General features: G+C 69.3%; 23 protein-coding genes and 1 pseudogene. 15 read left to right on the forward strand and 9 right to left on the reverse strand.

The annotated features are described in order from the left end of the window. The first annotated feature begins 133 nt into the window (after nucleotides 1-133). Nucleotides 134-922, forward strand: coding sequence for an ABC transporter substrate-binding protein (locus MMB92_RS17535; RefSeq protein ID WP_006488477.1), 789 nt, complete (start codon nucleotides 134-136; stop codon nucleotides 920-922). Nucleotides 923-937: 15 nt separating this feature from the next. Beyond that, entirely contained in the window at nucleotides 938-2368 is a 1431-nt protein-coding gene (locus tag MMB92_RS17540; RefSeq protein WP_034201154.1) for an FAD-binding oxidoreductase, read from the forward strand. 45 nt (nucleotides 2369-2413) lie between these two features. Here the strand turns inward: MMB92_RS17540 and MMB92_RS17545 are convergent, their stop codons facing one another. From MMB92_RS17545 to MMB92_RS17555, 3 genes are all read right to left on the reverse strand, one after another. Next, the gene (locus MMB92_RS17545; RefSeq protein ID WP_006490876.1) at nucleotides 2414-2986 is read right to left on the reverse strand and encodes a PadR family transcriptional regulator; all 573 of its coding nucleotides are present in this window, start codon (nucleotides 2984-2986) and stop codon (nucleotides 2414-2416) included. A gap of 68 nt (nucleotides 2987-3054) precedes the next feature. Next, on the reverse strand, nucleotides 3055-3486 hold the full coding sequence (gene cadR / locus MMB92_RS17550) for a Cd(II)/Pb(II)-responsive transcriptional regulator (protein ID WP_006490878.1): 432 nt from the start codon (nucleotides 3484-3486) through the stop codon (nucleotides 3055-3057). A gap of 51 nt (nucleotides 3487-3537) precedes the next feature. Beyond that, nucleotides 3538-3792 carry a hypothetical protein gene (locus MMB92_RS17555; RefSeq protein WP_277562815.1) on the reverse strand — a complete coding sequence of 85 codons (255 nt, stop codon included), beginning with the start codon at nucleotides 3790-3792 and terminating at the stop codon, nucleotides 3538-3540. Between MMB92_RS17555 and MMB92_RS17560 the strand changes: the two genes are divergently transcribed. Together MMB92_RS17560 and MMB92_RS17565 are read left to right on the forward strand one after the other, a co-directional pair. Next, nucleotides 3793-6144 (forward strand): heavy metal translocating P-type ATPase, encoded by a 2352-nt coding sequence (locus tag MMB92_RS17560; protein WP_277562816.1) that lies wholly within the window; start codon nucleotides 3793-3795, stop codon nucleotides 6142-6144. Nucleotides 6145-6154: 10 nt separating this feature from the next. Further along, on the forward strand, nucleotides 6155-6532 hold the full coding sequence (locus tag MMB92_RS17565; protein ID WP_277562817.1) for a zinc ribbon domain-containing protein: 378 nt from the start codon (nucleotides 6155-6157) through the stop codon (nucleotides 6530-6532). Between the two features lie 158 nt (nucleotides 6533-6690). Here the strand turns inward: MMB92_RS17565 and MMB92_RS17570 are convergent, their stop codons facing one another. Continuing rightward, nucleotides 6691-7572, reverse strand: coding sequence for an AraC family transcriptional regulator (locus MMB92_RS17570; protein ID WP_012492247.1), 882 nt, complete (start codon nucleotides 7570-7572; stop codon nucleotides 6691-6693). Nucleotides 7573-7848: 276 nt separating this feature from the next. Between MMB92_RS17570 and MMB92_RS17575 the strand changes: the two genes are divergently transcribed. The 4 genes from MMB92_RS17575 to eutC all read left to right on the forward strand — a co-directional run bounded on the left by MMB92_RS17575 (nucleotide 7849) and on the right by eutC (nucleotide 13245). Then, nucleotides 7849-9312 (forward strand): mechanosensitive ion channel, encoded by a 1464-nt coding sequence (locus MMB92_RS17575; RefSeq protein ID WP_034201881.1) that lies wholly within the window; start codon nucleotides 7849-7851, stop codon nucleotides 9310-9312. Nucleotides 9313-9501: 189 nt separating this feature from the next. Then, nucleotides 9502-10914, forward strand: a complete 1413-nt coding sequence (gene eat / locus MMB92_RS17580; RefSeq protein ID WP_059721120.1) for an ethanolamine permease — start codon at nucleotides 9502-9504, stop codon at nucleotides 10912-10914. Nucleotides 10915-11053: 139 nt separating this feature from the next. Next, complete coding sequence (locus tag MMB92_RS17585; protein ID WP_006496292.1) at nucleotides 11054-12451, forward strand: ethanolamine ammonia-lyase subunit EutB; 1398 nt, start codon at nucleotides 11054-11056, stop codon at nucleotides 12449-12451. Continuing rightward, nucleotides 12448-13245: an ethanolamine ammonia-lyase subunit EutC gene (gene eutC, locus MMB92_RS17590; protein WP_059721119.1), complete on the forward strand. Its 798-nt coding sequence runs from the start codon at nucleotides 12448-12450 to the stop codon at nucleotides 13243-13245. Before MMB92_RS17585 ends, eutC begins: the two co-directional genes overlap by 4 nt. Here eutC and MMB92_RS17595 read toward each other — a convergent pair. Then, a complete protein-coding gene (locus tag MMB92_RS17595) occupies nucleotides 13238-14122 on the reverse strand; it encodes a LysR family transcriptional regulator (protein WP_012492249.1) in 885 nt (294 codons plus the stop codon). The genes eutC and MMB92_RS17595 overlap by 8 nt on opposite strands. A gap of 155 nt (nucleotides 14123-14277) precedes the next feature. On the opposite strand from MMB92_RS17595, the gene MMB92_RS17600 reads away from it, so the two are divergent. Continuing rightward, a complete protein-coding gene (locus MMB92_RS17600; protein ID WP_277562818.1) occupies nucleotides 14278-15900 on the forward strand; it encodes an MFS transporter in 1623 nt (540 codons plus the stop codon). Nucleotides 15901-16026: 126 nt separating this feature from the next. Here the strand turns inward: MMB92_RS17600 and MMB92_RS17605 are convergent, their stop codons facing one another. Then, entirely contained in the window at nucleotides 16027-16455 is a 429-nt protein-coding gene (locus MMB92_RS17605; protein WP_059721151.1) for a pyridoxamine 5'-phosphate oxidase family protein, read from the reverse strand. 321 nt (nucleotides 16456-16776) lie between these two features. Between MMB92_RS17605 and MMB92_RS17610 the strand changes: the two genes are divergently transcribed. The 3 genes from MMB92_RS17610 (at nucleotide 16777) to MMB92_RS17620 (ending at nucleotide 20250) form a co-directional block, all read left to right on the forward strand. Next, nucleotides 16777-18303, forward strand: a complete 1527-nt coding sequence (locus tag MMB92_RS17610; RefSeq protein WP_006489874.1) for an aldehyde dehydrogenase family protein — start codon at nucleotides 16777-16779, stop codon at nucleotides 18301-18303. A 176-nt stretch (nucleotides 18304-18479) separates the two neighbouring features. Next, nucleotides 18480-19028 carry a hypothetical protein gene (locus MMB92_RS17615; RefSeq protein WP_006489872.1) on the forward strand — a complete coding sequence of 183 codons (549 nt, stop codon included), beginning with the start codon at nucleotides 18480-18482 and terminating at the stop codon, nucleotides 19026-19028. A gap of 205 nt (nucleotides 19029-19233) precedes the next feature. Next, nucleotides 19234-20250: a helix-turn-helix domain-containing protein gene (locus MMB92_RS17620; protein WP_006493582.1), complete on the forward strand. Its 1017-nt coding sequence runs from the start codon at nucleotides 19234-19236 to the stop codon at nucleotides 20248-20250. 94 nt (nucleotides 20251-20344) lie between these two features. Here the strand turns inward: MMB92_RS17620 and MMB92_RS17625 are convergent, their stop codons facing one another. After that, complete coding sequence (locus MMB92_RS17625) at nucleotides 20345-21442, reverse strand: ADP-heptose--LPS heptosyltransferase (protein ID WP_200063711.1); 1098 nt, start codon at nucleotides 21440-21442, stop codon at nucleotides 20345-20347. Next, entirely contained in the window at nucleotides 21439-23142 is a 1704-nt protein-coding gene (locus tag MMB92_RS17630; RefSeq protein ID WP_059721116.1) for a thiamine pyrophosphate-binding protein, read from the reverse strand. The genes MMB92_RS17625 and MMB92_RS17630 overlap by 4 nt, the downstream gene beginning before the upstream one ends. Nucleotides 23143-23419: 277 nt before the next feature. On the opposite strand from MMB92_RS17630, the gene MMB92_RS17635 reads away from it, so the two are divergent. From MMB92_RS17635 to MMB92_RS35275, 3 genes and pseudogenes are all read left to right on the forward strand, one after another. Next, complete coding sequence (locus MMB92_RS17635) at nucleotides 23420-23881, forward strand: hypothetical protein (protein WP_062884187.1); 462 nt, start codon at nucleotides 23420-23422, stop codon at nucleotides 23879-23881. Further along, a complete protein-coding gene (locus MMB92_RS17640; RefSeq protein WP_006485672.1) occupies nucleotides 23878-24162 on the forward strand; it encodes a type II toxin-antitoxin system mRNA interferase toxin, RelE/StbE family in 285 nt (94 codons plus the stop codon). Before MMB92_RS17635 ends, MMB92_RS17640 begins: the two co-directional genes overlap by 4 nt. 3 nt (nucleotides 24163-24165) lie before the next feature. Then, nucleotides 24166-24252 (forward strand): annotated as a pseudogene (locus MMB92_RS35275) (VapC toxin family PIN domain ribonuclease); the annotation flags it as partial. A gap of 68 nt (nucleotides 24253-24320) precedes the next feature. Here the strand turns inward: MMB92_RS35275 and MMB92_RS17645 are convergent. Further along, nucleotides 24321-25709 carry an L-serine ammonia-lyase gene (locus MMB92_RS17645; protein ID WP_006485681.1) on the reverse strand — a complete coding sequence of 463 codons (1389 nt, stop codon included), beginning with the start codon at nucleotides 25707-25709 and terminating at the stop codon, nucleotides 24321-24323. Nucleotides 25710-25739: the final 30 nt, after the last annotated feature.

Here is a 25739-nt window from a genome sequence, read left to right on the forward strand (position 1 = left end):
GAGTCAGCGAATTTCATAGGGGCCCGCAGCGGCAGTACTGGCTGCAACAAGGCCGGATATAGAGCTGCAGCCCATCCTGTCTGTCTGAACACACGAAAACTGTTGCAAACGGGACGCGTTCATATAGATCACGATGAAACACACGGCCACCCTGAAACTCGCGTTCGCACTCGCGTGCGCCATCGGCTCCGGCGCGGCGCTCGCCGATGCGCCGACGCTGCGCTTCGGCCTCGAAGCGCAATATCCGCCGTTCGAATCGAAGGCGCCGAACGGCGACCTGCAGGGCTTCGACATCGACGTCGGCAACGCCGTCTGCCAGACGGCGAAGCTGTCGTGCAAATGGGTCGAGACGTCGTTTGACGGGCTGATCCCGGCGCTGAAGGGCCGCAAGTTCGACGCGATCAACTCGGCGATGAACGCGACCGAGCAGCGGCGCCAGGCGATCGACTTCACGACCATCATCTATCGCGTGCCGACCCAGCTGATCGCGCGTACCGGCAGCGGGCTGCTGCCGACGCCCGAATCGCTGAAGGGCAAGCGCGTGGGCGTGCTGCAGGCGTCGATCCAGGAAACCTTCGCGAAGGCGCACTGGGAGCCGGCCGGCGTCGCGATCGTCGCGTACCAGGACCAGAACCAGGCGTATGCGGATCTGGTCGCGGGCCGCCTCGACGCGACGCTCGTGCTCGCGCCGTCCGGCCAGCGCGGCTTCCTGTCGCGCCCGGACGGCAAGGGCTTCTCGTTCGTCGGCCAGCCGGTGCACGACGACAAGATCCTCGGCAGCGGCATCGCGTTCGGCCTGCGCAAGGGCGACGATGCGCTGAAGGCGAAGCTCGACGCGGCGATCGACAAGCTGAAGGCGGACGGCACGGTGAAGTCGCTCGGCCTCAAGTATTTCGGCGATATCGACATCTCGACGAAGTAAGCGGGGCCGCGCACGATGCCGACCCCGAACCCGACCGTCGCGGGCCGCGCACCGGACGGCAGGCCGTTGCCGGACGACGCCGTCGATGCGGTGCTCGCCGCCGAACTGGGCGACGCGCTCGTCACGCGCGCGGCCGATATCGATCCACGTTACTTCACGGCGTACAACGAGCCGGCCGGTGTGCGGCCGCGTGCGCTGGTGCGCCCGCGCAGCGTCGACGACGTGTCTCGCGCGCTCGCGCTGTGCATGCGGCTCGGCCAGCCGGTCGTGCCGCAAGGCGGGCTGACCGGGCTCGCGCGCGGGGCGGTCGCGCTGGGCGGCGAGGTCGTGCTGTCGATGGAGCGCTTCGCGGGCATCGAGGCGCTCGACGCGGCGGCCGGCACGATCACCGTGCGCGCGGGCACGCCGCTGCAGACCGTGCAGGACGCCGCGGAAGCGGCGGGCTTCACGTTCGGCGTCGATCTCGGCGCGCGCGGCTCGTGCCAGATCGGCGGCATGCTCGCGACCAACGCGGGCGGCACGCGTGCAATCCGCTACGGAATGATGCGCGAGCAGGTGCTGGGGCTCGAAGCGGTGCTCGCGGACGGCACGGTCGTGTCGTCGATGAACCGGATGCTGAAGAACAACGCGGGCTACGACCTGAAGCAGCTGTTCATCGGCAGCGAAGGGACGCTCGGCGTCGTCACGCGCGCGGTGCTGCGGCTGCATCCGTTGCTCGCGGCGCCGGCCACGGCGCTCTGCCGCGTGCGCGACTACGACGCGGTGGTCGCGCTGTGGAACCGCGTGCGCACGCTGCCGGAAGTCGTCAGCTTCGAGGCGATGTGGCCGGCGTTCTACGACTACGTCGCGCGGCATACGCCCGGTGTGTCGGCACCGTTCGTCGGCGACGGCGGTTTCGTGGTGCTGATCGAATGCGCGACGAGCGCGCCGGGCGGCGATGCGCATCATGCGCTCGAAACGGCGCTCGCCGCGGGGTTCGATGCAGCGCTCGTCGACGATGCGGTACTCGCGACTTCCGAGCGGCAGGCGCGCGATTTGTGGACGCTGCGCGAAGGCCTCGCGATCGATGCGCTGCCCCATCTCGTCAACTTCGACGTGAGTTTGCCGACCGGCGAACTCGGTACGTTCGCCGAGCGCTGCGAGGCGGCGTTGCGGACGCGCTGGCCGGCGCTCACGTGCCTGTTCTTCGGCCATGTCGGCGACGGCAACGTGCATATCGGCGTGTCGCTGGCCGCGATGACCGACGCGGACGCCGATGCGCTCGATCACTGCGTGTATGCGGTGGTGCGCGACATGGGCGGTTCGGTGTCGGCCGAGCACGGGATCGGCGTGCTCAAGCGTCCTTATCTCGCGCACACGCGCAGCGACGCGGAAATCGGGCTGATGCGACGCCTGAAGGCCGCGCTGGACCCGCGCGGCATCCTCAATCCGGGCAAGGTCCTTTGACGCGGCCGCCGCCCGTTGCCGACCCGCATCGGGCGGCGCGACGCGTCAGCCGTCCACCCAGCGCAGCGCGCCGATCTTCAGGTGCTCGACGACGCTGCGCGCCCAGTCGAGCTCCGCATTGAGCAGCACGAGCGCATGCTCGTTCTGCAGCAGGAACAGGCGCGGCACCTGATCGGCCTGCGCGGTCGCGCGCAGCGCTTCCAGCCGCTCGCGTTCGGCGTCGAGCCGCGCAATGCGCAACTCGAGCTGGTGGCGTGCGTCCTCGGCATCGAGCAGCGGCAGGAACGCGAGGCCGGCGCCGAATGCCGGAAATTCGCGCGCGGGCTCCGCGAGCAGCGCGTGCAGCCACGCCTGCCCGGCGGTGTGCCCGGCTTCGGTCAGCGCATACAGCGTGCGCTCAGGAAACGCGCCGTCGCGCTCGGTGTCGTGCACGGCGATCAGCCCGTCGCGCAGCAGCCGGTCGATCGTCTGGTAGAGGCTCGTGCGTTGCCGCACGTTGACGACTTCGTCGTATCCGCGGGCCTTCAGTTGCTGCAGCATCCCGTACGGATGCATCGGCGTTTCGGTGAGCGTCGCGAGGACGGCCAGCGCGAGCGGGGACGGGCGGCTCGTAGACATGAATAGTTAAAGTATATCTAGTAATAATATAACTATTCTCGATCGAACTATCAGATTTGACAAGCGTTTCAGCCGAGGTGCGAGCGCTTCGCGGCCGGCGCGACGGTTTCCATCGTCGCGAGGCCATGCACGATCCCGCAATCCTCGACCGAATGCTCGCCGACGCACTGGCGCCGCAATTCGGTGAGCTGGTCGCGCAACTGCGTGAGTTCCGCGAGGCGCGCATCGACGTGTCCGATGTGATCGTCGAGCAGCGAATTGATCGAATCGCAGCGGTCGGCCGGCGTGTCGGTGAGTCGCAGCAACGCGCGGATCTCGTCGTGCGCCATGTCGAGCGCGCGGCAGTTGCGGATGAAGCGCAGCCGTTCGACGTGCACGTCGGTGTAGTTGCGGTAGTTCGAATCGGTGCGCTCCGCGTCCGGCATCAGACCCTCTTTCTCGTAGAAACGGATCGTCTCGGGCGTGCAGCGGGCCGCTTTGGCCAGTTCGCCAATCTTCATGCCTTTCTCCCGTGTAAGGGTTGACCTTGTAGTGGCTTCAGGGTGTTAACTCTACACCGTCAAGCCACAAAGGAGGTTGTCATGACCGACGCCAAGCGTCCCCACGACCCACGACACCGTCATGCCGGCGGCGCCGACGCGTGCTGCGCCGAGGCGCGCGACACGCAGACGGCGACTATTGCCGACGCGGCGCCGGCGGCCGGCGAGCGCGCGCACGGCCATGACCACGATCATGGGCACGATCACGCCGCGCATGGCGAGGCCGGTCATGACCACGATCACGGCCATGCGGGCGACGACCAGCATTTGCACGGCGCGACGTGTTCGCACGACCACGCCGCGCATGACCATGCCGGCCACGACCACGACCACGACCACGACCACGACCACGACCACGACCACGACCACGACCACGACCACGACCACGACCACGACCACGACCACGCGGCCGGCGACTGCTGCGCGCCCGCCGCGCTGACGCTCGCGCCGCTGCCGGTCGCGCGGGCGACCGCGTCGGGCCACGTGCGCTCCGCGTTCCGGATCATGCAGATGGACTGCCCGACCGAGGAAACGCTGATTCGCAAGAAGCTTGGCGGGATGAGCGAAGTGTCGGCGCTCGAATTCAACCTGATGCAGCGGATGCTGACCGTCGAGCACGCGCCCGGCGCGCAGCCGGCGATCGAAAGCGCGATCCGCACGCTCGGGATGACGCCGGAGGCCGCGACGGCCGGCGCCCCGGCGGCGCGCATCGCCGACGCACCCGCGAAGCCGTGGTGGCTGCTCGCGCTCGCCGGCGTCGCCGCGATCGCGTCCGAAGGCGCGACCTGGGCCGGGCTGCCGGTGTGGCTGTCGGCGGCGCTCGCGCTCGCCGCGGTGCTCGCATGCGGGCTCACCACGTACAAGAAGGGCTGGATCGCGATCCGCAACGGCAACCTGAACATCAACGCGCTGATGAGCATCGCGGTGACGGGTGCGATGGCGATCGGCCAGTGGCCGGAAGCCGCGATGGTGATGGTGCTGTTCACGATCGCGGAACTGATCGAGGCGAAGTCGCTCGACCGCGCGCGCAACGCGATCCAGGGGCTGATGCAGCTCGCGCCGGACACCGCGACCGTGCAGCAGGCCGACGGCGCGTGGCGCACGATCGAGGCCGCGCAGGTCGCGCTCGGCGCGGTCGTGCGCGTGAAGCCGGGCGAACGGATCGGGCTGGACGGCGAAGTCGTCGCTGGCCGCTCGACGGTCAACCAGGCGCCGATCACCGGCGAGAGCCTGCCCGTCGAAAAGGCGAGCGGCGACGCCGTGTACGCGGGCACGATCAACGAATCGGGTTCGTTCGACTACCGCGTCACGGCCGTCGCGGCGAACTCGACGCTCGCGCGGATCATCCACGCGGTCGAGGAAGCGCAGGGCGCGAAGGCGCCGACGCAGCGCTTCGTCGACCAGTTCGCCCGCGTCTACACGCCGATCGTGTTCGCGGTCGCGCTACTGGTCGCGGTGGTGCCGCCGCTCGTGATGGGCGGCGCGTGGCACGACTGGATCTACCGCGCGCTGGTGCTGCTCGTGATCGCGTGCCCGTGCGCGCTGGTGATCTCGACGCCGGTGACGATCGTGTCGGGGCTCGCGGCCGCCGCGCGGCGCGGGATTCTCGTGAAGGGCGGCGTCTATCTGGAAGAAGGGCGCAAGCTCGCGTGGCTCGCGCTCGACAAGACCGGCACGATCACGCACGGCAAGCCGGCGCAGACCGACTTCGACGTGCATGCGGACGACGCCGATGCGGCGCGCGTGCGGCACCTCGGCGCGAGCCTCGCGGCGCGCTCCGACCACCCGGTGTCGCAGGCGATCGCCGCCGCGGCGCGCGACGCCGGCACGACGGCATTCGCCGACGTGCAGGACTTCGAAGCGATCGTCGGGCGCGGCGTGCGCGGCACGATCGACGGCACGCGCTACTGGCTCGGCAACCATCGGCTCGTCGAGGAACTCGAACGCTGCTCGACGGCGCTCGAGGCGAAGCTCGACGCGCTGGAGCGGCAGGGCAAGAGCGTCGTCGTGCTGGTCGACGAAACGCGCGTGCTCGGCCTCTTCGCGGTGGCCGACACGATCAAGGACACGAGCCGCGACGCGATCGCCGATCTGCATGCGCTCGGCATCCGCACCGCGATGCTGACGGGCGACAACCCGCATACCGCGCAGGCGATCGCGCAGCAGGCCGGCATCGACGACGCGCGCGGCAACCAGTTGCCGGAAGACAAGCTCGCGGCGGTCGAGGAACTGTCGGCGGGCGGCGCGGGTGCGGTCGGGATGGTCGGCGACGGGATCAACGATGCGCCGGCGCTCGCGCGCGCCGACATCGGCTTCGCGATGGGCGCGATGGGCACCGACACGGCGATCGAGACGGCCGACGTCGCGCTGATGGACGACGACCTGCGCAAGATTCCCGCGTTCGTGCGGCTGTCGCGCGCGACGCATCGCGTGCTGGTGCAGAACATCGGCTTCGCGCTCGGCGTGAAGGTCGTGTTCCTCGGTCTCACGGTCGCGGGGCTCGGCACGATGTGGATGGCGGTCTTCGCCGATGCGGGCGCGAGCCTGATCGTCGTGGCCAACGGCTTGCGGCTGCTGTCGTCCTCCGGGGCGTTCGGCGGCGCCCGGGCCCAGCGTTGAGGAGCGGACGATGAGCTTTCTGAAACGGATTCTCGGCGGCCACGGCGGCGGTCATGGCAGCGGGCACGGCAACGGCGGAAACGGGGGGCACGGTGGCGGGCATCACGGCGGGTCGCGCCAGGGCGGCCATGGTGGCCACGATGCGCGCGGCCGCGATCGCCACGGCTGGGGCTGGCAGGCGCCGGCCGATGCGGCGAACGGTGGTCGGGGCGGGAATCTAGCGCTGAGCCAGCTCGCCTGCGCCGGTTGCGGCGCACTCAACGCAGCCGATGCACGCTTCTGCGCGCAATGCGGCACGGCGCAACGCGGCAAGGCTTGCAGCCGCTGCCATGCGGCGCTGGCGGCCGACGCGCGGTTCTGCCCCGGCTGCGGGACGCAGGCGGCTTGAGGATCTCCGCGAATTCGCGCCGGCTACGCATACGCACGGGCCGGCGCGCTTCGTTCAAGGCCGGCGCACCGGCATGCCCGATGTCGTCCCGGGCATCGTCGCACCCGCAATATCGTCGCGGTTCGTCAAGATACACGGCTGCGCGGCACACCCGTCGCTCAGCGCAACGGCAGGTGAATTTCGGTGCGCAGATCGGCCGGCGCCGTGTCCATCGGCGTATTGAGGTACAGCTCGAACGGCGGCGCGTCGGCGGCTTCGCGGCCCGAATGACGCAGCCAGTCGCCGTAGAGCCACTGGTAGGCCGTCTTCAGGTCCGCATACGGCCCCGTATGCAGCAGCACCGCGTATTCGCCGCCCGCGATCGTCGCGCGCTCGACCGGCGGCACGGGCGCCACGTCCGGCGCGCCGTCGGCCGGCATCAGGCAGGCCTTCGCGCGCAACTGCGCTTCGGGCGTCGTGTCCGGATCGTCGTAGAAGATCCCGATCATCTTCGCGCCCGGGCCGATCAGCCCGTGCTGCCCGGCCCACGCGCCGATGCGCCCGAACGCGTCGCCCACCTTCATATATGCACCGGTGTGCGCCACCGCGTAGCCGCGCAGTGCCGGCAGGCGCCGGATCTCGACCTCGTGCTTGAACATGTCTTCCTCTCCTCGCTGTAGTGGATAAATCGGCCGGTGGCTGCCGGTGCGCCGGTGCTGTGCGGGCAGCACGCCGTACGCGTCGCGAAACGCCCGTGCGAACGCGTGCGTCGACCCGTAGCCGGCGCGTCGCGCGATCTCGTCGAGCGGCCGCGTGGTGCAGACCAGATCCTCGGACGCCCGCACGATCCGCATCCGCCGCACCGTCAGCACGATCGACTCGCCGTACAGCGCGCGATAGACGCGCTGCCAGTGATACGGCGACAGGCACGCGACTTCGGCGAGCCGGTTCAGGTCGAGCGGGCCGTCGAGATGCGTGCTGATGTACGCGTGAACGCGCGCCACGCTCGCCGCGTAGCGGGCCCACGCGGGCGGCTCGGGGTTGGTTTCGGTGGGGGGCATCGACGTGTCCGGGGCAAGCACCGACGCCACGGTAGCACGGCCCGAATGGATAAATCTTGCGGAAATGCGGGACCCCGAATCATCGATCCCTTTTTAATTTCGACGAAATGGGGTCTTGCCCCTCCGGGATCTATGACTAAAGTTAAAGACGGTGAAATCGGGTGAACGCGTCATTTTTCTCAGGTAAGTTGCTCCGGCGGCAACGCACGTTTTTCGAAGTACGCAGGTAGTTCGTCGATGTTCAATCGCAACGCCACGTTTTCGGGAGAAGAAGAAATGGATGCTTCCAGCTTCATCACGTCGCTGCAGACCACGCTAGGCGGATACCTGCCCAAGATCGCCGGCGCGATCGGCATCCTGGTGATCGGCTGGCTGATTGCCGTGGCGGTGCGGGCCGGCGCGTTGCGCCTGCTCAACGCGCTGAAGGTCGATCAGCGGATCACCGACAGCACCGGCCAGGGCGCGTGCGTCGAACGCATCATCGCCGGCGGCCTGTTCTGGCTCGTGCTGCTCGTCACCGCGGTGGGCATCTTCAACGTGCTCAACCTGTACGCGGTCTCCAATCCGTTCTCGCTGCTCGTCACGCACATCGTCAACTACCTGCCGAACCTGATCGGCGGCGCGGCGCTGACGCTGATCGCGTGGCTGATCGCATCGCTGCTGCGCAGCCTCGCGAACCGCGCGCTGAAGGCGAGCAAGGTCGACGCCACGCTGTCCGAAAGCGCCGGCATGCAGCCGATGAGCGGCTATCTCGGCGACGTGCTGTTCTGGCTCGTGATCCTGATGTTCCTGCCGGCGATCCTCGCGTCGTTCGCGCTGTCGGGGCTGCTGTCGCCGGTGCAGGGGATGGTCGACAAGCTGCTCGCGATCGTGCCGAACATTTTCGCGGCCGCGGTGATCGGCTTCGTCGGCTGGGTCGTCGCGCGCGTGCTGCGCGGTCTCGTGACCAACCTGCTGGTCGCGGCCGGCGCCGACCGCCTCACGCAGGGAATCGACAGCCCGACGCCGGTGCGCGTGTCGAGCCTGGTCGGCACGATCGTCTACGTGTTCGTGTTCGTGCCGACGCTGATCTCCGCGCTCGACGCGCTGAAGATCGACGCGATCTCGATCCCCGCGACCAACATGCTGAACCAGTTCCTCGGCGCGGTGCCGGACATCGTCGCGGCGATCGTGATCGTGCTGGTCACGTTCTACTTCGCCCGCTTCGTCGCGTCGCTCGCGCAGAAGCTGCTGGAAGCCGCCGGCGTCGACGGGCTGCCGGCCGTGCTCGGTGTCGAGCGCGTGTTCTCCGGGATCCTGCAGCCGTCAGTGCTGGTCGCGCGGCTGATCGTGTTTTTCGCGATGCTGTTCGCGTCGGTCGAGGCCGCGAACCGGCTCGGTTTCTCGCAGGTGCGCGACGTCGTCACGCTGTTCATCGAATTCGGCGGCCACGTGCTGATGGGCGGCGTGATCCTCGTGATCGGCGTGTGGCTCGCGGGCCTTGCCCGCCGCGTGATCGAGCAGGCCGACCGCGAGCACAGCGTGCTGTTCGCACGCATCGCGCAATTCGCGATCCTCGGCCTCGTGTTCGCGATGGGGCTGCGCGCGATGGGCATCGCCAACGAAATCGTCCAGCTCGCGTTCGGTCTCGTGCTCGGCGCGATCGCGGTGGCCGTTGCGCTGTCGTTCGGCCTCGGCGGTCGCGAGGCGGCCGGCAAGCTGCTCGACCGCTGGTTCAACCAGCGCGGCGGCGGCCAGTAAGCACGGACGATCGGGCCTGCGTCGCGCGGGCCCGGATCGACGTCGCAACGGACGCGGCCGGCGTTTCCGCAAGCGAAACGTCAGCCGCGATCTTTGCCGAATTTCGATAACACGTCGTTTAATGACTCTCTAGCATCGATTCTCAGTCGCGCTGGTCCGCAGGCCCGGCGCCTTTGAGGAGAGAGTCCGATGAAAGCAGAGTCGAATGGCCGGCCCGCCGCCGGCGCCAAGCTGTCCGGCCAGCCCGCGCTGCAGCAGACGCTCGGGACCTGGCAACTGTGGGGCATCGCGGTCGGCCTCGTGATTTCCGGCGAATACTTCGGCTGGAGCTACGGCTGGGCGAGCGCCGGCACGCTGGGTTTCGTGATCACCGCGCTGTTCGTCGCGGCGATGTACACCACCTTCATCTTCAGTTTCACCGAGCTGACGACGTCGATTCCGCATGCGGGCGGCCCGTTCGCGTATGCGCGCCGCGCGTTCGGCCCGACCGGCGGCTATCTGGCCGGCGCCGCGACGCTCGTCGAGTTCGTGTTCGCGCCGCCCGCGATCGCGCTCGCGATCGGCGCGTACCTGCACGTGCAGTTTCCGGGGCTCGAACCGAAACACGCGGCGATGGGCGCGTATCTCGTGTTCATGGCGCTGAACATCGTCGGCGTGCAGATCGCGGCGACCTTCGAGCTCGTCGTCACGCTGCTCGCGATCTTCGAGCTGCTGGTGTTCATGGGCGTCGTGTCGCCAGGTTTCGCGTGGAGCAATTTCACGAAGGGCGGCTGGTCGGGCGCCGATCACTTCAGCCTGGGCGCGTTCCACGGGATGTTCGCGGCGATTCCGTTCGCGATCTGGTTCTTCCTCGCGATCGAAGGCGTCGCGATGGCCGCCGAGGAAGCGAAGAACCCGAAGCGCTCGATTCCGATCGCGTACGTGGCCGGGATCCTGACCCTCGTGGCGCTCGCGATCGGCGTGATGGTGTTCGCCGGCGGCGCGGGCGACTGGACCAAGCTCGCGAACATCAACGATCCGCTGCCGCAGGCGATGAAGTACATCGTCGGCGCGAACAGCGGCTGGATGCACATGCTCGTGTGGCTCGGGCTGTTCGGGCTCGTCGCGTCGTTCCACGGGATCATCCTCGGCTATTCGCGCCAGATCTTCGCGCTGGCCCGCGAAGGCTACCTGCCCGAATGGCTCGCGAAGGTGCATCCGCGCTTCAAGACGCCGTACCGCGCGATCCTCGCGGGCGGCGTGGTCGGGATCGCCGCGATCTACAGCGACGAGCTGATCCAGTTCGGCGGGCAGACGCTCACCGCGAATATCGTGACGATGTCGGTGTTCGGCGCGATCGTGATGTATATCGTGAGCATGGCGGCGCTGTTCAAGCTGCGCCGCTCGCAGCCGAACCTGGAGCGACCGTTCCGCGCGCCGCTGTATCCGATCTTCCCGGCATTCGCGATCCTCGCGGCGCTGGTCTGCCTCGGTACGATGGTGTATTTCAACGGGCTGGTCGCGCTGGTGTTCGTCGGTTTCCTCGCGGTCGGTTACGCGTACTTCCTCACGACCCGCGCGCAGCGCGCGAGCGCGCCCGGCGACGCGCTGCTGGAGGAGTGAGCGATGCCGACGGTGCAGGCGAAGATGAAAGTGAAAGGCCGTTCCTGACGGCACCCGGCGCGCCCCGTCGAACGGGCGCGCCGTCGGCTTTTGATCGGGGGCGTGAACCGGCCCCGGGATGGACAAGGAGACTCGCACGATGTCCTATACGGAGACGATCGGTCCGCGCACGTACCGCTTCGCGGACCTGAAGACGCTGCTCGCGAAGGCGAGCCCGCTGCGTTCCGGCGACCAGCTCGCCGGCGTCGCGGCGGCGAGCGAGGAGGAGCGCGTCGCCGCGAAGATCGCGCTCGCGGGCGTGCCGCTGAAGGCGTTCCTGAGCGAAGCGGTGATCCCGTATGAAGACGACGAGGTCACGCGCCTCATCATCGACGATCACGACGCGCAGGCGTTCGCCGACATCTCGCACCTCACCGTCGGCGATTTCCGCAACTGGCTGCTGTCGCCCGCGGCCGACGGCGCGGCGCTCGAGCGGATCGCGCCCGGCCTCACGCCCGAGATGGTCGCGGCCGTGTCGAAGCTGATGCGCAACCAGGACCTGATCGCGGCCGCGAGGAAGCGCCGCGTCGTCACGCGCTTTCGCAACACGGTCGGGCTGGCCGGCCGGATGTCGGTGCGGCTGCAGCCGAATCACCCGACCGACGACGTGAAGGGCATCGCCGCATCGATGCTCGACGGGCTGATGTACGGCTGCGGCGACGCGATGATCGGCATCAACCCGGCCACCGACAGCCTCGCGGCGATCGTGAAATTGCTCGCGATGATCGACGGCTTCCGCGAGCGCTACGGCGTGCCGACGCAGTCGTGCGTGCTCACGCACGTGACCAACACGATCGCGGCGATCGAGAAGGGTGCGCCGGTCGATCTCGTGTTCCAGTCGATCGCGGGCACCGAGAAAGCCAATGCCAGCTTCGGGATCTCGCTCGCGCTGCTCGGCGAGGCGCGCGAGGCCGCACTGGCGCTGAAGCGCGGCACGGTCGGCAACAACCTGATGTACTTCGAGACGGGCCAGGGCAGCGCGCTGTCGGCGAACGCGCATTTCGGCGTCGACCAGCAGACCTGCGAAGTGCGCGCGTATGCGGTCGCGCGCAAGTTCGAGCCGTTCCTCGTGAACACCGTGGTCGGCTTCATCGGGCCCGAATACCTGTACGACGGCAAGCAGATCATCCGCGCGGGCCTCGAGGATCACTTCTGCGGCAAGCTGCTCGGCGTGCCGATGGGCTGCGACATCTGCTACACGAACCACGCGGAAGCCGACCAGGACGACATGGACACGCTGCTGACGCTGCTGGGGGCGGCCGGCATCAACTTCATCATGGGGATTCCGGGCGCGGACGACGTGATGCTGAACTACCAGAGCACGTCGTTCCACGACCAGCTCTACGTGCGCGAGGTGCTCGGGCTGCGCCGCGCGCCCGAGTTCGAGGAATGGCTGGAGACGATGGAGATCGCCGACGCGCACGGCGCGCTGCGCGCCGCGACGGCGCGCGTGCCGCTGCTCGCGGGGGCGAACGACTGGATGGGGGTGTCCGCATGAGCGACGCCGTCGAAAAGAACCCCTGGGCGCAGCTGAAGTCGTTCACGAACGCGCGGATCGCGCTCGGCCGCGCGGGCAACAGCCTGCCGACCGCGCCGCTGCTGGCCTTCAATCTGTCGCATGCGCAGGCGCGCGACGCGGTGCACCAGCCGCTCGACGCGGATGCGCTGCGGCGCGAGATCGAGGCGGCCGGCATGCTGCCGACGCTGCGCGTGCAGAGCGCCGCGCCCGACCGCGACCATTACCTGCGCCGTCCCGATCTCGGCCGCAAGCTGTCGGACGACAGCCGCGGGCTGCTGGCGGGTTACGGGGCGGCGCTCGACGAGGCGCCCGACGTCGTGTTCGTGGTCGGCGACGGGCTGTCGGCGTTCGCGGCCGCGAAGCAGGCGCTGCCGCTGTTGCAGGCCGTGCGGCCGCGGCTCGATGCGGATGGCTGGCGGATCGGCCCGGTGGTGGTCGCGACGCAGGCGCGCGTCGCGCTCGGCGACGAGATCGGCGAGCTGTTGCGCGCGAAGGTCGTCGCGATGCTGATCGGCGAGCGGCCCGGGCTCAGTTCGCCGGACAGCCTCGGCGTGTATCTGACGTGGGCGCCGAAGGTCGGCTGTCACGACGCGCTGCGCAACTGCATCTCCAACGTGCGGCCCGAAGGACTGCCGCACGCGGCCGCCGCGCACAAGCTGCATTACCTGATGACGCATGCGCGCAGGCTCGGGCTGACGGGCGTCGGGCTGAAGGACGACAGCGACTCGCTGTTGCCGGCGGCGGAAGCGGAACGGATCGGCGTGACTACCTGAACAGCCGCTCGCACAGGAAATCGACGAACACGCGCAGCTTCGGCGACAACTGCCGGCTCGACGGCCACACGATCGAGAACTGCCCCGGCGCGATCCGGTAGTCGTCGAGCACGGTGACGAGCGCACCGTGTTCGAGTGCGTCGCGCGCGAGGAAGTCGGGCATGTAGCCGATGCCGAGCCCCGCGAGTACGGCGCCACGCAGCGCCTCCATGTTGTTGCAGGTCATCGCGGTGCGCAGCTTCAGCGGTGTGCCGTCGTCGGCCGCGAGCGCCCAGTCCTGCAGCTTGCCGGTGGTCGGAAAGCAGTAGCGCACGCAGTCGTGCGCTTCGAGCTCGCGTGGCGTGCGCGGCGTGCCGGCTTGCGCGAGATACGCGGGCGTCGCGCACAGCACGAACGCGAACGGACCGAGCCGCCGCGACATCAGGCTCGAATCGGACAGCGGGCCGCTGCGGATCACCGCGTCGAAGCCGCCTTCGACCACGTCGACCATCCGGTCGTTGAAATCGAGATCGAGTTCGACGTCCGGGTAGCGCTGCCGGAATTCGGGCAGCACCGGCAGCAGGAAGCGGTAGCCGATCACCGGCAGGCTCACGCGCAGCTTGCCGCGCGGGCGCTGCGCGGACGCCGTCACGGTCGCCTCCGCGTCGCGGAAATCCTCGAGGATGCGCTGGCAACGCTCGTAGAAATGCCGACCCTCTTCGGTGAGCGTCACGCGCCGCGTCGTGCGATTGAACAGCCGCACGCCGAGCGACTGCTCCAGTTTCGCGATCGTCTTGCCGACCGCCGACGCCGAGATGCCGAGCGCGCGGCCGGCCGCGACGAAGCTCAGCGCTTCGGCGGCGCGGACGAACGCGACGATGCCGGTGAGATTTTCCATCGAATCGAACGACGTGCAGCGACGCACGCTGTCAGGTGAATTACGGAATTTTAGTCCGTTATATGTGGAGCTTCGCGGGGTTTTTCGCGGATTGAATCGGATTTATCGTCTGTCGCTCTGATGGCGCATCCGCGCCGGCTTTTCGAGGAGCGATGATGGATCACCCTGTTTCAGCCGTTTCGGCCCTGGCGGCGCGTCGGCGCGCGTGGGTGCTGGCCGCCGTCTGCATGGCCGCCGTCGCGCTGCCGCTGTCGTTTTCGGGCGGCGCGGTCGCGACGCCGGCGATCGGCCGCGACCTGCACGGCAGCCCGGTCGCGATGAACTGGATCACCAACGCGTTCATGCTCGCGTTCGGCAGCTTCCTGATGGCGTCGGGCGCGCTGGCCGACCAGTTCGGCCGCAAGCGCCTGTTCGCGATCGGCGTCGGCGGCTTCACGCTGATGTCGGTCGCGCTCGCGTTCTCGCCGTCGATGCTCGCGGTCGACTTGCTGCGCGCCGCGCAAGGGCTTTCGGCGGCCGCGGCGCTGGCCGGCGGCACGGCCGCGCTCGCGCAGGAATTCGACGGCGCGGCGCGCACGCGTGCGTTCAGCCTGCTCGGCACGACGTTCGGGATCGGACTCGCGTTCGGGCCGGTGCTCGCCGGCGGTTTGATCGGGCATTACGGCTGGCGCGCGATCTTCGTGACGAGCGCGGTGGCCGGCGTGCTGTCGCTCGCGTTCGGGCTGCCGCGCATGCACGAGTCGCGCGATCCGCACGCGACCGGGCTCGACTGGCCCGGCACGGCGGCGTTCACGACCGCGCTGACGCTGTTCACGTTCGGCGTGATCGAGGCGCCCGCGCGCGGCTGGTCGAGCCCGCTCGTGATCGCGCTGCTGGCCGGCGCGGCGCTCGGCGCGTGCGCGTTCGTGACGATCGAGACGCGCGTCGCGCGGCCGATGCTCGACCTGTCGCTGTTTCGCATCGCGCGCTTCGTCGGCGTGCAGGTGCTGCCGGTGTCGACCTGCTGCTGCTACATCGTGCTGCTCGTCGTGCTGCCGCTGCGCTTCATCGGCATCGACGGTTTCAGCGAGATCGACGCCGGCTGGCTGATGCTCGCGATTTCCGCGCCGATGCTGGTCGTGCCGCTCGTCGCGGCGACGCTCACGCGCTGGCTGTCGGCCGGCGTGATTTCAGGGCTCGGGCTGCTGGTCGCGGCAGCCGGGCTCGTGTGGCTCGGGATCGCGTTGCGCGGCGGCGCGGGGTCGGCGGCGATCGCGCCGATGCTCGCGATCGGTGTCGGCGCCGGCATGCCGTGGGGGCTGATGGACGGGCTGTCGGTGAGCGTCGTGCCGAAGGAGCGCGCGGGGATGGCGACGGGCATTTTCAGCACGACGCGCGTGGCCGGCGAGGGGATCGCGCTGGCGATCGTCGGCGCGGTACTGGCCGCGCTCGCGCAAGCGGGGCTCGCGCACGCGGCAGGGGCGGCCGGTGCTGCCGATGCGCCGGATGCGACGCTGCGGGCCGCCGCGCGGCTCGCGACCGGCGATCTCGCGGGCGCGGCGGCCGCGTTGCCGGGCGTCGGTCGGGCGGCGTTGATCGCGAGCTACACGCACGCGTTCGACCGGCTGCTGATGGGGCTGGCCGTCGTCACCGTGCTGTGCGCGGTGGTGGTGTTCGGGTTTCTCGGCCGGCGGCCGGCCGCCGATGCAACGGGCGACGATGCGGACGGCCGCGCGCCCGCCGATGCGTCGGCGCGCAGCCGGATCGAGCCGGCCTGCGCGGAGACGCACGGGCGGTGAGTGTTGCATCGCGACGCGTCGACGCGTCGGTACTTCGACGCGTTGGCACATCGGCACATCGGCATTTCGGTCGATGCAGCCGCCGTGCCCGCATGGTCGGCTGGCCAGCGCGTCACCCGTCGCGCATCACGCCAGCACGAGCGGCGGCAGCGCCGCATCCGCGCGCGCCTGCGCACGTTCCACATCGATCACCAGATAGCGCAACGCGTCCGGCCACAGGTGCGCGCGCGCTTGCGCATCCTCGTCGAGCGTCGCGCGGCCCTGCACGAGCCAGGTCGTCTGGCGCACGAAATCGACGAACAGCAGCGCGATGGCCGGATTCACGAGCAGGTTGCCGATCGTGTTGAGCAGGTTGTTGCCCGCGAAATCGGGCAGCACCAGCGTGCGGCGATCCGGGATATCGACGAGCGGCGTGAACGAGCCGTCGGCGCGCGGCTGGCGGCCGCGGTACGAACAGTCGGCGTTACCGGCCGCGTCGGCGGTCGCGACGATCAGGAAAGCCTGCTCGCGGATGAATGCGATGGCGTCGTCGGTCAGGGGGCCGCGATCGTTCATGGTGTCGGTCGGCGCGTGCGCCGTGGCGTGGGGATCGGTGATCCGCACGCAAGCGACATGCCACGCGCGGCGGCGCGCCTCCACGGGCAGCGCCCCTGCGCGCACTGTGGAAATTCCGAACAGCGATCCCGTCGCTGCGCAATCGCGATGTTCAGAATCGGTACACCCGCCGTGTTGCGTGCGTGAACACCGCACGGTGCGAACACGGGCCGGCCGCGATCGACGTGCCCCCGGTCCGTTTGGCACGCATGTTGCGTAAACGGGACCAGCGCATTCCAACCGGCGCTGTACTCACACAAGCACGATGAACAGGAGACATGTATGAACCCGTTTGACCTGAAGCAACTGGGCCTCGACGTCGAATACCCGTACCGTCAGCAATACGACAACTACATCGGCGGCAAGTGGGTGGCGCCCGTGAAGGGCGAGTATTTCGAGAACGTGTCGCCGATCAACGGCCAGCCGTTCTGCCGCATCCCGCGCTCCGGCGCCGACGACATCGAGCTGGCGCTCGACGCCGCGCATGCCGCGCGCCGCAAGTGGGGCAAGACGTCCGTCGCCGAGCGCGCGAACCTGCTGCTCGCCGCCGCCGACCGGATGGAAAAGAACCTGAAGTTGCTGGCCGTGGCCGAGACGATCGACAACGGCAAGCCGCTGCGCGAGACGATGGCGGCCGACCTGCCGCTCGCGATCGACCACTTCCGCTATTTCGCGGGCTGCATCCGCGCGCAGGAAGGCGGCATCTCCGAAATCGACGACAACACCGTCGCGTATCACTTCCACGAGCCGCTCGGCGTGGTCGGCCAGATCATCCCGTGGAACTTCCCGCTGCTGATGGCCGCGTGGAAGCTCGCGCCGGCGCTCGCGGCCGGCTGCTGCGTGGTGATGAAGCCGGCCGAGCAGACGCCCGCGTCGGTGCTCGTGCTGATGGAGCTGATCGGCGACCTGTTCCCGGCCGGCACGATCAACATCGTGAACGGCTTCGGCAAGGAAGCGGGCGAAGCGCTCGCGACCAGCAAGCGGATCGCGAAGATCGCGTTCACGGGCTCGACGCCGGTCGGCAAGCACATCCTGCGCGCGGCGGCCGACAGCCTGATCCCGTCGACGGTCGAGCTGGGCGGCAAGAGCCCGAACATCTTCTTCGCCGACGTGCTCGACCAGGACGACGCGTTCCTCGACAAGGCGCTCGAAGGGCTCGCGATGTTCGCGCTGAACCAGGGCGAGGTGTGCACGTGCCCGTCGCGGATCCTGATCCAGGAATCGATCTACGAACGCTTCATCGAGAAGGCCGTCGCGCGCGTCGAGCGCATCAAGTCCGGCCACCCGCTCGACCTGCAGACGATGATCGGCGCGCAGGCGTCGCAGCAGCAGCTCGACAAGATCCTGTCGTACATCGACATCGGCCGCGGCGAAGGCGCGCAATGCCTGACGGGCGGCGAGCGCGCGGCGCCGGCCGCCGACCTCGGCACGGGCTACTACGTGAAGCCGACGATGCTGCTCGGCAACAACAAGATGCGCGTGTTCCAGGAGGAGATCTTCGGGCCGGTCGCGTCGGTGATGACGTTCAAGGACGAGCAGGAAGCGATCGAACTCGCGAACGACACGTTCTACGGGCTCGGCGCCGGCGTGTGGACGCGCAACGGCACGCGTGCGTACCGGATGGGCCGCGAGGTCGAGGCCGGCCGCGTGTGGACCAATTGCTACCACCTGTACCCCGCGCATGCGGCGTTCGGCGGCTACAAGCAGTCGGGGATCGGCCGCGAGACGCACAAGATGGCGCTGTCGAACTATCAGCAGACGAAGTGCCTGCTGGTCAGCTACCAGGCCGAGGCGCTCGGGTTCTTCTGATCGCCGAAGCCGGCGCGACGTGTCGGGGGCCGGTTGGGCCCCGTACGTCGCCCGGTTCGATTTCCCTGTTCGACAGTCGGCGCGGGCTGCGTTGTTGGCGGCCGGCGCCGGCCACGCTGCCGACCGCCGCGCATGCGCGGCGGTACGGCGCGCCGATGCATACGACGACCCCCAGCATGGCAGAACCGCCCCGATCCTTTCCCCGTCACCCGGTATTTCATCCGGGCGAACTCGACGCGCAACACCGCTTCGGCGTCGCCGACGAAGCCGAGCGGATGAGCGACGCCGTGACGACGCGGCTGAGCCTCGGCGTGCGGCAGTTCGTCGAATCGCAGCCGTTCATGTTCGTCGGCATGGCATCCGGCGCGGGTGCCTCGATGACCTGCGACATCGTGCAGAGCCGACGCGACGCGAACGGCGATCTGCTGCCGGTGGTACGCGTGATCGACACGAAGACGCTGCGGTTCGCGTTGCCCGCCGCGCATGGCGGCGACGGCGGCCGGATCGACGCGGCCGCTTGCGACGGCAGGGGCGTCGGATTGCTGTTCGTCGATTTCGTGCGCGGTCTGCGCTACCGGATCAACGGTCGCGCCACGCTGCGCGCCGATCTGCCGGAAGCGGACGCGGCGCCGTGGGCGGCGGGCAGCGCGATCGTCGAGCTGGCGATCGCGCACGCATACGGCAATTGCGGCACGCGGGTCGTGCGGCTGAAGCCGGCCCGGTAGCCGGCATCCGGGCGCGGGCGGCGGCGCGCATGCGCGGTCGCCGCGCGGATCGCACCGGCGGCGTGCGCGGCATGCCGCCTTCGGGTGCGCCCGCATGGCGCGCGGCGGCCGGACAGCATGGAATGGCGGGTTGCTCGCCGGGCCGTGCGGTTCGGCACGGGACTTGCGTGGCACGCAGGGTTCCGCGCAGGTGAGGGAGGACACGATGGATCAACACGTGGTGAGTACGGAAGAACCGACCGCCGAAGACACGCGGCGCAGCGCGCAGGGCGACGATGCGTTCGCCGGGCAGGCCGTCGTCAGCGTCGCGCACGATGCGGACGAGCAGGCGCGCAACCTGATCGGCTGGCGGCAGACCTACGACCAGCTCGCCGCCGGCCGCTTCGTCGGCACGCTGACCGAGCTGCCGCTCGACACGATGAAGCTGTTTCGCGAATCGACCAGCCATCTGCTGCGCCAGGCGTGCGAAGTGCGCGGCGATGCGTACTGGTTCGGCATTCCGCTCGTGTGCGACGGCTCGGCGCGCGTCGATGCGTGCCGCATCGGCCCCGGCGCGCTCGCATTCCGGCCCGGCAACGTCGAATTCGAACTGGTGACGCCCGCGCAGTTCTCGATCTACGGCGTCGTCGTGCGCGGCGACGTGCTGCGCCGCTATGCCGAGGACGTCGAGCGCCGCGCGCTCGACGAGCGGCTGTTCACGCAGCGCGTGATGCAGGTCGGCGATGCGCGGCTCGCGCGGCTGTGCGCGCTGCTCGGCCGCCGGCTCGACGGCGCGGTGGCGATGGCCGGCCCGCTGCCCGATGCGCAGCGCGACGATCTGCAGGCCGAAGTGCTGGCCGCGCTGTTCGATGCCTGCGCGCAGCCGGCCGACGACGGCAGCGGCGGCGCGCCGTCGACGCGCCGCTGGCTCGTCGACCAGGCGCGCGACTACGTGCTCGCGCACCGCACGCGCCCGGTCGGCGTGCCCGAGCTGTGCGAGCAGCTGCACGTGAGCCGGCGCACGCTGCAGTACTGTTTCCAGGACGTGCTCGGCATGGCGCCCGCGACCTACCTGCGCACGCTGCGGCTGAACGGCGCGCGGCGCGACCTGTGCGGGCGCGCGGCGGGGTCGGTGCAGGACGTCGCGGAGGCGTGGGGTTTCTGGCATCTCAGCCAGTTCGCGACCGATTACCGGCGCTTGTTCGGCAAGCGGCCGTCGGAGACGCTGCGCGATCGCGCGTGAGGGGCTTGGCGGGAAGGCGGGCTGCAGTGGTGCTGACGCGGTGGGCGTGCCGCTACTGGCTTGATCGTTCCGCCCGCCGCTGCGCAGGCTTCGCTCAGATGGCCTGTGCAGTCACGTCGCGCGGTGCGGGCCACGCGAGCGCGTCCCAGTCGATTGCGCGGTAAGCGGCTTCGACCGCCGCCAGATCGTCCGGCCGCTCGCTGCGATGCAGCCCGTGCAATGCGGCCGGCACGTCGAGCGTGACGGGCACGCAATGCGGATAGTCGCGCACGCGCAGCGCCGGGCCGATCGTCGTGAAGCATGCGAGCGTCGGCACGTCGAAACCATCGGCGAGATGCAGGGCCGCCGTGTCCGGCGCGAACAGCAGGCTCGCGCCCTTGATCCAGGCGATGAAGCGCGCGGTGTCGGCCGCGTCGCTGCTCACATCCACGTAAGCCGGATGCGCGAGCGGACCGAAGCCGACTACCGGCAATCCGTAACGCTGCGCGAGCCGATCCACGAACGCGACGCGCAGCGCGGGCGGCACGCTGCGCACCGCGGTGCTCGCACTCGGGCAGAACAGCACGTACGGCCGCTGCCATTCGGCCGGCAGCGCGGGCAGCGGCAGCCGCGCGAGCCAGCGGTTGCGCTTCGCGGCGGCCGGCACGGCGGCCGGATCGACGCCGAGCGCGTCGAGGAAAAAGTCGATCATCGGCAGTTGCGCGAACGCGGGCCAGTACAGGTGATTGCCGACGTCGATGCAGTGCGTCTCCGTGGCCAGCGCTTCGGCGGGGTACGGCAGCGCGCGCGACGGCGCGACGACGTCGGCCGCGAGCGCGTACAGCGCATCGACATAGCGCGGCGCGCGCGCCGGCCGGTACAGCGTGAAGCGCAGGCCCGGATGGGCATCCCGCAACGCGGCGAGGGCCGTCATCCCGATCACCGAATCGCCGAGCGTGACGCCCATTCCGTTGATCACGTGCACGTGCCGCGCCGCGCCGTAGTCGAGCCGGAACGGTCGGGACGCGGCGTGCCGCAGGCCGAGCGCGGGCGCGGCCGCTACATGGCCTTCGGCGCGCGCGTCGCCCTGCTCGAGGTCGTACGGTGCGACGAGCGTGCCGTCGGGCGCGAGCAGCGTGCCGGGGCAGGTCAGCGCGTCGTCGTGCGACAGCGCGGCGACGGGCGGCGTGGCGTGCATGTCGCCCGACGTCATGCGCCGCGCGCGCGGCGGCCCTGCTCGCGGATCTGCTCGAGCGTCGCGGCGGGTGTGCTGGCGTCCTGCGGGATGCGGATCTCGATCACCGCGGGCAGCCCGCAGGTCAACGCGCGTTCGAGCGCGGGCGCGAAATCGGCGGTGCGCTCGACCGTCTCGCCATGCGCGCCGAACGCACGCGCATACGCGGCGAAATCCGGATTCGTGAGCCCCGTGCCGTGCACGCGGCCCGGGTAGTTACGCTCCTGATGCATGCGGATCGTGCCGAAATGACCGTTGTTGACGACGATCGCGACGATGTTCAGCCCGTATTGCATCGCGGTCGCGAGCTCGTTGCCGGCCATCATGAAGCAGCCGTCGCCCGCGAGCGCGACGACGGCGCGCTGCGGATACAGCGACTTCGCGGCGAGCGCGGCCGGCAGCCCGTAGCCCATCGCGCCGCTCGTCGGCGCGAGCTGCGAACGGTAGTGCCGGTACGCGAAGTGGCGATGCAGCCAGATCGCATAGTTGCCCGCGCCGTTGGTCAGGATCGCGTCGTGCGGCAGGCGCTCGCGCAACTGCACCATCACGTCGCCGAGCTGCACGTCGCCGGGCATCGGCAGCGGCGCATGCCATTCGCGGTATGCGCGGTGCGCGTCGGCGGCCGCGCCGGCCCACGCGGGCCGCTCCGGCGGTTCGAGCGCGGCCAGCGGCGCGGCGATCTCGGGCATGCCCGACACGATCGGCAGGTCGGCGGCGTACACGCGGCCGAGTTCGTCCGCGCCCTGATGCACGTGGATCAGCGTCTGGCGCGTTTTCGGGATGTCGAGCAGCGTGTAGCCGCCGGTCGTCGCTTCGCCGAGGCGCGGCCCGATCACGAGCAGCAGGTCGGCGTCGCGGATGCGTTTCGCGAGCGCGGGGTTGATCCCGAGCCCGACGTCGCCCGCGTAGTTCGGGTGCGCGTTGTCGATCGTGTCCTGGAAGCGGAACGCGCACGCGACCGGCAATTGCCAGCGTTCGACGAAGGTGCGCAGGTTCGCGCACGCGTCCGGCGTCCAGCCGCTGCCGCCGACGATCGCGAACGGTCGTTCCGCGCGCGCGAGCCGCTCGCGCAGCTCGTCGAGCTGCGCGGCCGACGGCGCCGCCGCGATGCGTTTCGCGGCCGGCACGACGGGCTGCGGCGCGCACGCGTCGGACAGCACGTCCTCCGGCAACGCGAGCACGACCGGGCCGGGCCGGCCGGACGTCGCGACGTGGAACGCATGGCTCAGGTATTCGGGGATGCGGCGCGGGTCGTCGATCTGCGCGACCCATTTCGCCATCTGGCCGAACATCCGGCGGTAGTCGATTTCCTGGAAGGCTTCGCGGTCGAGGTGTTCGCGTGCGCACTGGCCGACGAACAGGATCATCGGCGTCGAATCCTGGAACGCGGTGTGCACGCCGATCGACGCATGGGTCGCGCCGGGCCCGCGCGTGACGAACGCGATGCCCGGGCGGCCGGTCAGCTTGCCGACCGCTTCGGCCATGTTCGCGGCGGCCGCCTCGTGGCGGCAGACGACCGTCTGGATGCGGGCGGTGTCGTCCGCGAGCGCATCGAGCACGGCGAGGAAACTTTCGCCCGGCACGCAGAACACGCGTTCGACGTGATTGGCGAGCAACGCATCGACGAGCAGTCGCGCACCGGTGGTGGTGCGCGGCTCGAGATCCTTGGAATGCGACATGGGCTGCCGTCTCCCTGGGTAGCGGGACGTACAGCTTACGCCGGATGGCCGGGCGCTGAAAAGTGTCGGAACGTCGGGTGATCGGTGCGGGTCCCGGCTTCGGCTGGCTGATCGGCCAGCTTGTGCGCGTGGGCGCGACGGCGGAAAGTCAGGGCTACGGACACTGAGCCGGACGCTGCTTCCAGCGTGAAAGCGGGTCGACCAAATAACAATAAATCGGGAGGCCATTCAATAGTAAAATTTCAACGGGTGAGTAAAAAATGGGGCAAGAATCGCCATGACGACCGAAACGATCGATCAAAAGACGCTGACGGAGCTGGTCGAAGCCGGCGCGGTGCGTGCGGCCCGCGTGGTCGGTTGCGGCAACGGCTGGGCGCTCTCGGCCCGCTGCGGCGTGCACGAACGTTTCCTGTCGGCCAAGCGCGGCGACGTGCGGGTGTTTCGCCGATTTGAAACGCTGGTCGGCTTTCTGCGTGACATCGGTATCAGCCGGTTCGATGTGGATGCGTCGGCCTTCGATCCGGATGCGGCCGGCCGGGCGACGCGGCCCGATCGGGCGGTGGCGTTGAAGGCGGCACACGAGGCGGCGGCCCACGATCGCTGGTTTCGGGAGCAGGTGCAGCAGGCGCTGGACGACCCGCGTGCGTCGATTCCGGACGCCGAAGTCAGCGCCGACTTCGCGTCGCGCCGTGCGGCACTGCGTGATCGGCTCGCGGGCAGGCGTGGGGATGTTTCTTGACCCTGGCGCTGCACTGGAACCCGAAGGCGCTGGAGGATCGCGCCGCGATCATGGACTACATCGCCGAGGACGACCCGCTGGCTGCGGTCGAACTCGACGAACGGCTGGAAGAAAGGGCGGTGGCGCTACCGGCCCACGCCGAGTTGTATCGGCAAGGGCGGGTGGCCGGCACACGCGAGCTGGTGATCGCGCCGAACTATGTGCTCGTGTACCGAATCCGGCCGGCCGATGGCATCGTGGAGATTCTTCGCGTACTGCATGCGCGACGGCAATGGCCGTAATGCGCGATATTCGCCGTTCTGGTGACCAACAACGAGCGGGATCTCGCGAGTTACCCGGGATTGCGACTCGAGAACTGGTTGAACGATTGATGTGTGCACGCCGGGACCCGGCGGTCATGCAAGCGTTCATTCGCCTCGCATGACCGCCTGATCCAGCATCAGCACTCGACGATATTCACCGCCAGCCCGCCGCGCGACGTTTCCTTGTACTTGGTCTTCATGTCGGCGCCCGTCTCGCGCATCGTCTTGATCACGGAGTCGAGCGACACGTAGTGCGAGCCGTCGCCGCGCAGCGCCATGCGCGCCGCGTTGACGGCCTTCACCGACGCCATCGCGTTGCGTTCGATGCACGGGATCTGCACCATCCCGCCCACCGGGTCGCAGGTCAGGCCGAGGTTGTGCTCCATCCCGATCTCGGCCGCGTTCTCGACCTGCTGCGGCGTGCCGCCGAGCACGGCCGCGAGTGCGCCCGCGGCCATCGAGCACGCGACGCCCACTTCGCCCTGGCAACCGACTTCCGCGCCGGAGATCGACGCGTTGAGCTTGTACAGGATGCCGATCGCGGCGGCCGTCAGCAGGAAATCGATCACGCCCTGTTCGTTCGCGCCGGGCGTGAAGCGCGTGTAGTAGTGCAGCACCGCCGGGATGATGCCGGCCGCGCCGTTGGTCGGCGCGGTGACGACGCGGCCGCCGGCCGCGTTTTCCTCGTTGACCGCGATCGCGTACAGGTTGATCCAGTCGATCATCGACAGCGGATCCTGCAGCGCGCGCTCAGGGCTGCCCGTCAGCGTGCGGTACAGCTGCGGCGCGCGGCGCTTGACCTGGAACGGGCCGGGCAGGTTGCCGTCGGCGTCCGGGTTGCCGATCCCGCAGCCGCGCGACACGCACGACTGCATCACGGCCCAGATCTTCAGCAGCCCGTCGCGCGTTTCTTCCTCGGTGTGCCACGCGCGCTCGTTTTCCCACATCAGTTGCGCGATCGACTTGCCGGTCGACGCGGTCAGCGCGAGCAGCTCCGCGCCGGTGCGGAACGGGTGCGTCATCTGCTCGGCCGCGCTCAGCACCTTGGTGTTCGGCGCGCCCGCCGTCACGACGAAGCCGCCGCCGACCGACAGATAAGTGCGCTCGACCAGCACCGCGCCGTTCGCGTCGCTCGCGCGCAGCTTCATCCCGTTCGGATGTTCGGGTAGCGCCTGGCGGTAGAACGCGATGTTGTCCTTCAGCACGAACGGCACCGGATGCGTGCCGAGCAGCGCGAGTTGCTTCGTCTTGCGGACGTCTTCGAGTCGCGCGTCGATCGTGTCGGGATCGACGGTGTCGGGCGCGTCGCCGAGCAGGCCGAGCATCACGCCGCGGTCGGTGCCGTGGCCTTTGCCGGTGGCGCCGAGCGAACCGTACAGCTCGACCTTCACGTGGGCCGTCGCGTCGAGCAACCCGTCGCGCTCGAGGCCCTGGACGAACATCAGCGCCGCGCGCATCGGTCCGACCGTGTGCGAACTGGACGGACCGATGCCGATCTTGAAGAGGTCAAACACGCTGACTGCCATTTCGATACCTGCCTTGCGATAAGAATGATG

Origin of the sequence: Burkholderia sp. IO2 (genome assembly GCF_029522185.1) — a bacterium.
GTDB lineage: Bacteria > Pseudomonadota > Gammaproteobacteria > Burkholderiales > Burkholderiaceae > Burkholderia > Burkholderia cenocepacia.